Source organism: Streptoalloteichus tenebrarius (genome assembly GCF_024171885.1).
GTDB lineage: Bacteria > Actinomycetota > Actinomycetes > Mycobacteriales > Pseudonocardiaceae > Streptoalloteichus > Streptoalloteichus tenebrarius.
This window is the reverse complement of record NZ_JAMTCP010000083.1, coordinates 1-7,749: the sequence shown is the minus strand read 5'-3', so window position 1 is coordinate 7,749 and position 7,749 is coordinate 1. Positions and strand designations below refer to the sequence as shown.

Here is a 7,749-nt window from a genome sequence, read left to right as displayed (position 1 = left end):
CGCCTCTCACGGTGCGGGCCAGGCCGCCCGCGGACCCGGCCCGCGCTGGTCGTTGCGGACAAGGGCTACTCGTCCACGAAGATCCGCTCCTCCCTGCGCAGGCGAGGCATCACAGCGGCCATCCCGGAGCGGATCGACCAGATCAACGGTCGTCTGTGCAGGGGTGAGAGCAGATGCCGGCTCGACCGCGTGGCCTACCGGCGTCGCAACGTCGTCGAGCGCTGCTTCAACCGGCTCAAGCACAACAAGGCCCTGGCCACTGGCTATGACAAACGAGCCCGGCATTATCAGGCCATGGTCACTCTCGCCTGCCTACGACTCTGGCTGCCCTGACTTTGCGGACACCCCCTAGGAGGTGGGGACGGGGAGCCGGCCCGGCTCGGCCAGCGCGAGCACCCGTTCGCACTCGGCGGGCAGGGCGTCGGTGGGGATCTTCCAACCGTAGTCGTAGAGCTGGTCGGAGGCGGCGCAGCACAGGCTGGCCACGATCCAGTGCGGCAGGGCCTCGTACTCGGCGTCGCTCAGCGGTCGCCGGCTCCGGTAGCCGTCGAGCACGGCCGTGACGGCAGGGGCGTCCCAGTCGTCCCGGAAGCCGTCGCCGGCCGGGACCACCGCGCCCACCCTGGTCAGCGACCAGGCCAGGTCCGACACGGCGGGGCCGGGGTGGACGTCGTCCAGATCCAGCAGCACCGCGCGGCCGGAGTCGGTGACCAGCACGTTCTCCGGGCACGGGTCGCCGTGCAGCACGGCGGGCGGAAGCGCCGACCCCTCGCTGGCGCGGTGGGCGGCGGTCCAGCGCGCGACCAGCTCGCGGTGCTGCCCCGCGCCGCGCGCGCCCAGGCCCTCGGCGAGGAGCGGGAAGTGGAAGCGGGCCTTGGCGAACCGGTCGTGCGGCTCCTTGGGGTCGAGGTCCACCCCGTCGAGCGCGCCGTCGGCGAGCAGGTGGAACTCGGCCAGCGCCGCGCCCATGCCCCGCAGGTCGTTGGGGCTGCCCACGTCGACGGCGCGGCCGGGCACCCACGTCCAGATCTCGTAGAGCGCCCCGTCCGGCCCGCGCACCGGGTTCTCCGGCGGAGACTCCGGCAACGCCGGCACCGGGCCGCCGGCCGCCGCGAGCCGGCGGTGCACCGCGCAGTGCGCCAGGAACTCGGACTCGCTCAGATAGTCGCGTTTTCTTTTGACGACCAGCAGTTCCGACGTCAATCCGCTGTTCGAGCGAACCAGCCACGTCATCTCCCCGCCACTGCGCAGGGACCGCACGAGGGTCGATTCGGGGAGACCGAGACCGCCGAGCGAGAGAGTTTCTTTCATGCCCGCCCTCCGGTGGCAGGGAAAGGGTAGTCTCCGTTCATGCATACCGTACCGGCGACGATGTTGTCATGGTGCGGGTTCCGGGGTGTTCCCGCGAAAAACGGTATGCCGGGGAGACGGTAGCGGATATTGTTTTCCGCGACCACGGGTGAAACCGGCGAGACGGAAAGAAGCGTGACACGACCCCCGGCGGGCCGGTGGAGCCACCCCTTTCCCCCTGTCCGGCCGACCACGCCACGACGAGGACCTCGGACTTCCGCATGAGCCTGAACACGGCGCCGTCGGGAAGCGCCAGGAGAAGAAGCGCCATGGCCACGCTGTGGCGGCTGCGACCCCACTTCCGCCCCGAGGCCGCCCTGCTCACCACGGCGATCCTGTCGGCGGTGGCGGCGACCCTCTGCGGCCTGCTGATCCCCCTGGTGATCCAACAGATCATCGACGGGCCCGTGGCCAGGCGGGACCTGACCGGCCTGCTCTGGATGACCGGAGGGGCGCTGCTGCTCGGCGCGCTGGAGGCCGGCTTCTTCCTCGGCCGGCACCGGCTCGTCATCGGGCCGAGCGCGCGCATCGAGTCGCGCATGCGCGCCCAGCTCTACGACCACCTGCAACGCCTGCCGCTGGCGTTCCACGACCAGTGGCACTCCGGCCAGCTCCTGTCCAGGGCGTCGTCCGACCTGACCACGATCGTCCGGTTCCCGCGCTACGCCCTGGTGTACCTGGTGGTCAACACCTTCACCATCGTCGTGAGCGTCGGCGTGCTCTGTTGGATGTCGCCGCTGCTCGGCGCGGCCTTCGTCGTGATCAGCCTGCCGGTGGTCGCCGGGTCGGTCGTGTTCGAGGCGAGGTACCAGGACCTCAGCCTGCGCGCGCAGAACCAGCTCGGCGACCTCACCACCCAGGTCGAGGAGTCGGTGCTGGGCATCCGGGTGCTCAAGGCGTTCGGCCGCGCCGGCCAGGCCCTGGCCACCTTCCGCGCCCGCGCCGAGCTGCTGCGCGGGACCGAGATCAGCAAGGTGCGGATGCTCGGCCTGCTCACGGCGACCATCGTCGGCCTGCCCGAGGTCGCGCTGGGCGCGGTGCTGGCCATCGGCGGCGTCCTGGCCGCGCGCGGGACGATGAGCGCCGGTGAGCTGGTCGCGGCGGTCGCCGTGGTCGCCTACCTCCAGTGGCCGCTGGAGTCGATCGGCTACCTGCTCGCCGAGGCCAACGACGCGGCGGCCGCGACCGAGCGGTACTTCCAGCTCGTCGAGGCGGAGGTGACGGTCACCGACCCGGCGGAGCCGGTGTCGCTGCCCACCCCGCCGCGGGGCGAGCTGCGCATGGAGGGGGTGCGCTTCCGCCACCCCGGCGCCGACACCGAGCTGTTGCGCGGTGTGGACCTGGAGATCCGGCCGGGGGAGACGCTCGCCCTCGTGGGCGGGGCCGGCTCGGGCAAGTCCACGCTCGTCGGCATGGTCAGCCGGCTCTACGACGTCACCGGCGGCCGGATCACCCTGGACGGGATCGACGTGCGCCGGGTGCCGCTCGCCGAGCTGCGCGGGGCCGTCGCCACCGTCTTCGAGGAGCCGGTGCTGTTCTCCGGCACCGTGCGGGACAACATCCGGCTCAACCGCGCCGACCTCACCGACGACGAGGTGCGCGCGGCCCTGAGGGTGGCCAACGCGGAGTCCTTCGTGGACGCGATGCCGCTCGGGCTGGACACCGAGATCGGCGAGCAGGGCTTCTCGCTGTCCGGCGGCCAGCGGCAGCGGCTGGCCTTGGCCAGGGCCGTGGTGGCCCGCCCGTCGGTGCTCGTGCTGGACGACCCGCTCTCGGCGCTGGACGTGCACACCGAGGCCGAGGTCGAGGCGGCGCTGCGTCAGGTGCTGCGCGGCGTCACCGCGCTGGTCGTCGCCCACCGGCCCAGCACCGTGCAGCTCGCCGACCGGGTCGCCGTGCTGGACGAGGGCCGGGTGACGGCGGTGGGCACCCACCAGGACCTGTTGCGTGACTGCCCCCGGTACCGCGAGCTGATGGCGCCGGTGGACGAGCGGACCCCCGAGGCCGGGACGGCGAGACGATGAACCAGCCCCAGACGTGGACCGAACAGGAGCGGACCGGACAGCGCGAGGCCGGCGAGCGGCCGGACGGGTCGGCGACGGCCCGGCCGACCGGCGCCGGGGACGGCGAGGAGACCGCCCAGGCGACCGGACAGCCGCCCGCCCAGGCGACCGGACAGGAGTGGCGCGGCGTCGCCGCCGAGGACCACGAGACCGTGGACCGCCGGGTGGGGCGGCAACTCCAGCGCCGGTCGCGCCGGCTGCTGCTCGACCTGCTCCGCCCGCACCGGCTCGGCGCGGTGGTCGCGCTGCTGCTGGCCGTCCTCGACACGGCCGCGGAGATGGCCCGCCCGCTGCTGATCGCCGCGGTGATCGACACCGGCATCCCGGCCGCGGCCGGCGGCGACCACGGGCCCCTGGCCTGGGCGGTGGCCGGGTACCTGCTGTCCAGCGCCGCCTCGGCCGGCCTGACCTACTCCTTCATGGCGCTGTCCGGCCGCATCGGCCAGGACGTGCTGCTCGAACTGCGGCAACGGCTGTTCCACCAGGTCCAGCGGCTGTCGCTGTCGTTCCACGAGTCCTACACGTCCGGCAAGGTCATCTCCCGGCTCACCAGCGACCTCCAGGCGCTGAGCACGCTGCTGGAGGAGAGCATCGAGGGGCTGTTCCGGGCGTTCCTGTCCGTGGTGTCCATCGCCGTGCTGCTGGTGTGGCTCGACCTGCCGCTGACCGGCGTCATCCTGGCGACCTTCGTGCCACTGCTGTGGATCACGTGGCGTTACCGCAGGCGCTCCCACTTCTTCTACCGGCGCACCCGCACCACCATCGCCCGCGTCATCGGCCACTTCGTGGAGACGATGAACGGCATCCGCGTGGTGCAGGCCTACCGGCTGGAGCGGAGCAACTCCCGCAGGATGGACGAGCTGAACGCGGCGCACCAGGAGGCCACGGTCAGGGCCGGCTACGGCCTGGCCGACTCCACCGCCGGCATCAACCTCATCGGCAACACCACGATCGCCCTGGTGCTGCTCGTCGGCGGCTGGCGGATCATCCACGGCGAGCTGGAGGTCGGCGTGCTCGCCGCGTACGTGCTGTACCTGGGCAAGTTCTACGACCCGATCGACGACCTGGCGCGCTTCGCCAACTCCTACGCCTCGGCCAACGCCGCGCTGGAGAAGATCTCCGGCGTGCTGGAGGAGCGGCCGACCGTCGCCCAGCCCGCGGACCCGGTGCCGCTGCGCGTCCGCTCCGCGGCGATCGACTTCCACCACGTCGACTTCCGGTACCAGCCCGACAAGGCCCTGGTCCTGCGTGACGTCGACCTGCACATCCCCGCCGGGCAGACCGTCGCCGTCGTGGGCGAGACCGGGGCGGGCAAGTCCACGATCGCCAAGCTGCTGGCCCGGTTCTACGACCCCACCTCGGGCCGGGTGACGGTCAACGGGATCGACCTGCGCGACGTCGCCGACGCCGACCTCAGGGCCACCACCGCGATGATCACCCAGGAGTCCTTCCTGTTCTCCGGCACGATCGCCGACAACATCGCGCTCGGCAGGCCGGAGGCGACCAGGGAGGAGATCGTGCGGGCCGCCACCGCGATCGGCGCGCACGAGTTCATCACCCGGCTGCCCGACGGCTACGACACCGACGTCAACAAGCGCGGCACCCGGCTGTCCGCGGGGCAACGCCAGCTCGTCGCCCTGGCCCGCGCGCTGCTGGCCGACGCCGCCGTGCTGATCCTCGACGAGGCGACGTCCAGCATGGACATCGCCACCGAACGCGCGGTCCAACGCGCGCTGCGCACGACGCTGCGCGGCAGGACCGCCCTGATCATCGCCCACCGGCTGTCCACCGTGCTCGCCGCCGACCGCGTGCTCGTGGTCGAACGCGGCCGGATCGTGGAGGACGGCCCGCCGGCCGCGCTCGTCGAGGGCGGCGGCCGGTTCGCCACCCTGCACGACGCGTGGCTGGCCAGCACGAGCGCGAGCGCCTGACGTCGACGGCCGTCGTCTGTTGCCCGGGAGTGACCATGCCAGAGAACCTCGCCCTCGCCGGAAACCTCCTCCTCCTGTCCCCGCACCCGGACGACATCGCCTACTCCTGCGGCGGCCTCGTCGCCTCGGGGCTCGGCGCGGCCGAGGCCACGCTGCTGACCGTGTTCGGCCGTTCCGAGTGGACGGTGTCGCCGCTGCTGGCCTCGGCCGGCGCGGAGGTCGTGAGCAAGGTCCGGATCGAGGAGGACCGGCGGTACTGCGCGGCGCGCGGCATCGTCCACACGCACCTGGACTTCCCCGACGCCAGCCTGCGCGGGTACGACGACGAGGGGGAGTTGCTGGCCGCGACGCGGGACGACCCGCTGACCGACGAGGTGGTCGACGCCGTGACCGCCGCCGTCCGGTCCGCGTCCCCCGACCTGGTCCTGGCCCCGGCGGCGATGGGCGACCACATCGACCACCTCATCGTGCACGAGGCGGCGCGCCGCCTGGACGCCGAGTACCGGACGCTCTACTACGAGGACATCCCGTACTCCGCCCACCACGACCTGCGGGCCGTCGACGACACCCTGGCGAACGCGCGGAACCTGGCCCTCGACCGGGTCGTCGACATCTCCCCTGTCCTCGACGACAAGATCGCCGGAATGCGGGTGTACGAGAGCCAGACGGACGCCCAGGCCATCGCGGACATGCGCTTCCACGCCGGCCGGGTGGCGCGGACGGCCGGCGGGTGCGCCGAACGCCTCTGGGCACCGCGAACCAGCCCCTGACCTGCGGCGCGGGGTCACGGCGCGCGGTCACGAGGAGCGGAACGGGCACTCCCGGCGGAGGTAGACTGGCAGGGCCGACTGGACAGGCCCGGTGGGGTCGGTGGCGGGGCGAGTCCTCCCCACCGGCCCCACCGGTTTTTCTCCCCGACTCATCCGGCCGCGGGCGCGCCCGACCCGCTCCCGCGCGCTGGCGACGCCGCCCGACCGGTGCCCCGGAACGCCTCACGATGCGCGGACGGGGTCACCCCGCCGACCCGCCGCAGGTGGAGCCGGAGGTTGGCGGCGGTGCCCAGCCCGCTCTGCGCCGCGACCCGCTCCACGGGCAGGTCCGTCTCCTCCAGCAGGCGCATGGCCAGGGCGACGCGTCGCTCGTGCAGCCACCGCAGGGGAGAGGTGCCCGTCTCCTCCCGGAACCGCCGGCTGAAGGTGCGCGTGCTGTAGCCGGCGTGCCGCGCGAGGTCGTGCAGCGTGAGCCGCTCGGCGAGCCGGTCCTGCGCCCAGCGGCGGGTCGCGCCGAGCCCGTCCTCGTCGCCGGCGCGGGACGTCCTGCCCGGCAGCGGCCGCGCCACGTACTGCGCCTGGCTCCCGCTCCGGAACGGGGCGAACACCAGGCGGCGCGCGATCTCCGTCGCCACCCTCTGACCCAGGTCGGAGCGCACGAGGTGCAGGCACAGGTCGATGCCCGCCGCGACGCCGGCGCTGGTGGCGATGTCGCCGTGGTCGACGTAGAGGACGTTGTCCACCACCTCGACGGCCGGGTGACGCCGGGCCAGCTCCGGGGAGTCCTGCCAGTGCGTGGTCGCGCGGCGCCCGTCGAGCAGGCCGGCCGCCGCGAGGGCGAAGGCGCCGGTGCAGATCGAGACCACCCGCGCGCCCCCGGCGTGCGCCGCCCTCAGCGCGACCAGGGCATCCGGCGCGATCTCGCCGTCCGCCACGAAGCCGGGGACGATCACCGTGTCCGCGCGCGCCAGCGCGTCCAGCGACGCGGGCGCGCTGATCGAGAACCCGGTCGTCGTGGGGACCAGCGGGGGACCAGGGGTGCACACCTCGAAGGCGTAGTGGGACTCCCGGCGGTGCCCGAACACCTGGGCGGCGATCGACAGGTCGAACGCGACGACCTCGGGCAGGGCGAGCGCGACGACCACGTGCGGCGACCGGGACGACGACCGGGACGACGGCCGGCGCCCGGCGTGTCGGGGCGCGATGTGTCGGGGTGCCGGACCGCTCTCGGCGTCGACGGCGACGGTGTCCGATCCAGACATGGCCCGATCCTTGCGCAGCATGGCGATCGAGCCACCTCCGGAGGGGACACGTCCCGACGAGCATGCGGCCATGACGGAACGACGGCCGCTCAGCCGGATCAACACCGAAACCGGAATCAACACCGAAACCGGAATCAACACCGAAACCGGAATCAACACCGAAACCGGAATCAACACCGAAACCGGAATCAACGCCGACACCGGCACCGACGCCGGGCACGGCATCGGGATCGGCATCGTCCTGTTCGACGACGTGGAGGAACTCGACGCCGTCGGACCGTGGGAGGTGCTGACGTACTGGGCCAGGCATTTCCCCGGGGACGGCGTTCGCGTGTGGACGGTCGCGCGACGGCGGGAGGTCCGCTGCGCCAAG

At 72.8% G+C, this 7,749-nt stretch carries 6 protein-coding genes and 1 pseudogene; 5 read left to right on the top strand and 2 right to left on the bottom strand.

Going from position 1 to position 7,749, the window contains the following annotated elements; genetic code table 11:
- Window positions 1-333: transposase (locus tag LX15_RS31815; protein ID WP_253674857.1), on the top strand; the 333-nt coding region annotated here is incomplete at its 5' end.
- A gap of 15 nt (window positions 334-348) precedes the next feature.
- On the opposite strand, the gene LX15_RS31810 is transcribed toward LX15_RS31815, so the two are convergent.
- Window positions 349-1,233 (bottom strand): phosphotransferase enzyme family protein, encoded by an 885-nt coding sequence (locus LX15_RS31810; protein WP_253674856.1) that lies wholly within the window; start codon window positions 1,231-1,233, stop codon window positions 349-351.
- A gap of 338 nt (window positions 1,234-1,571) precedes the next feature.
- On the opposite strand from LX15_RS31810, the gene LX15_RS31805 reads away from it, so the two are divergent.
- From LX15_RS31805 to LX15_RS31795, 3 genes are read left to right on the top strand one after another with little or no spacing between them, the layout of a single operon-like run.
- Complete coding sequence (locus LX15_RS31805) at window positions 1,572-3,374, top strand: ABC transporter ATP-binding protein (RefSeq protein WP_253674855.1); 1,803 nt, start codon at window positions 1,572-1,574, stop codon at window positions 3,372-3,374.
- On the top strand, window positions 3,371-5,344 hold the full coding sequence (locus LX15_RS31800; RefSeq protein ID WP_253674854.1) for an ABC transporter ATP-binding protein: 1,974 nt from the start codon (window positions 3,371-3,373) through the stop codon (window positions 5,342-5,344). The genes LX15_RS31805 and LX15_RS31800 overlap by 4 nt, the downstream gene beginning before the upstream one ends.
- Before the next feature lie 35 nt (window positions 5,345-5,379).
- Window positions 5,380-6,114 (top strand): PIG-L deacetylase family protein, encoded by a 735-nt coding sequence (locus tag LX15_RS31795; RefSeq protein WP_253674853.1) that lies wholly within the window; start codon window positions 5,380-5,382, stop codon window positions 6,112-6,114.
- Between the two features lie 149 nt (window positions 6,115-6,263).
- Here LX15_RS31795 and LX15_RS31790 read toward each other — a convergent pair whose 3' ends face one another.
- Complete coding sequence (locus LX15_RS31790; protein ID WP_253674852.1) at window positions 6,264-7,376, bottom strand: GlxA family transcriptional regulator; 1,113 nt, start codon at window positions 7,374-7,376, stop codon at window positions 6,264-6,266.
- Between the two features lie 19 nt (window positions 7,377-7,395).
- Here LX15_RS31790 and LX15_RS31785 point away from each other — a divergent pair.
- Window positions 7,396-7,749: pseudogene (locus LX15_RS31785) on the top strand (hypothetical protein); the annotation flags it as partial.

Excerpts from the sequence above, each read along its gene's own strand:
- LX15_RS31810 (WP_253674856.1), bottom strand. The coding sequence starts at position 1,233 with ATGACGTGGCTGGTTCGCTCGAACAGCGGATTGACGTCGGAACTGCTG.
- LX15_RS31805 (WP_253674855.1), top strand. The coding sequence starts at position 1,572 with ATGAGCCTGAACACGGCGCCGTCGGGAAGCGCCAGGAGAAGAAGCGCC.
- LX15_RS31800 (WP_253674854.1), top strand. The coding sequence starts at position 3,371 with ATGAACCAGCCCCAGACGTGGACCGAACAGGAGCGGACCGGACAGCGC.
- LX15_RS31795 (WP_253674853.1), top strand. The coding sequence starts at position 5,380 with ATGCCAGAGAACCTCGCCCTCGCCGGAAACCTCCTCCTCCTGTCCCCG.
- LX15_RS31790 (WP_253674852.1), bottom strand. The coding sequence starts at position 7,376 with ATGTCTGGATCGGACACCGTCGCCGTCGACGCCGAGAGCGGTCCGGCA.